The organism is Faecalibacterium sp. DFI.5.82 (assembly GCF_029076575.1).
In the GTDB taxonomy this organism is placed as follows: domain Bacteria; phylum Bacillota; class Clostridia; order Oscillospirales; family Ruminococcaceae; genus Faecalibacterium; species Faecalibacterium duncaniae.
Map to the genome: position 1 here is coordinate 1 of NZ_JARFIS010001065.1, position 290 is coordinate 290.

At 63.4% G+C, this 290-nt stretch carries 1 pseudogene; it reads right to left on the reverse strand.

Annotated elements, in window-relative coordinates:
• Window positions 1-290 (reverse strand): annotated as a pseudogene (locus P0G09_RS20160) (conjugal transfer protein TraE); the annotation flags it as partial.

Genomic DNA, 290 nt, shown 5'->3' on the forward strand with positions numbered 1-290 from the left:
CACCCGGAACAGGCGGGAGTGCCGGAAGTCAAAGCTGTCCGGGGCGATATAGTCCTTGGTGCCGAGCCCCGTCAGCGGGATGTCCTTCCATGAAAAGCGGAACGGTTCCCGGTTGCCCGGATGCATCTGGCTGTGAAGCAGGGCCAGCCTTGCCCGCCCGTCCATCGGTTCACAGGGAACACCCAGCCGCGTAAAGTTGCCCATCACATCGGCCTCCACACGCTCCAGACGGGGCCGGGCCTCCACGATCCCTCCGGCTGGGATGCCGAAAGTAATGTACTTGGAGCGTT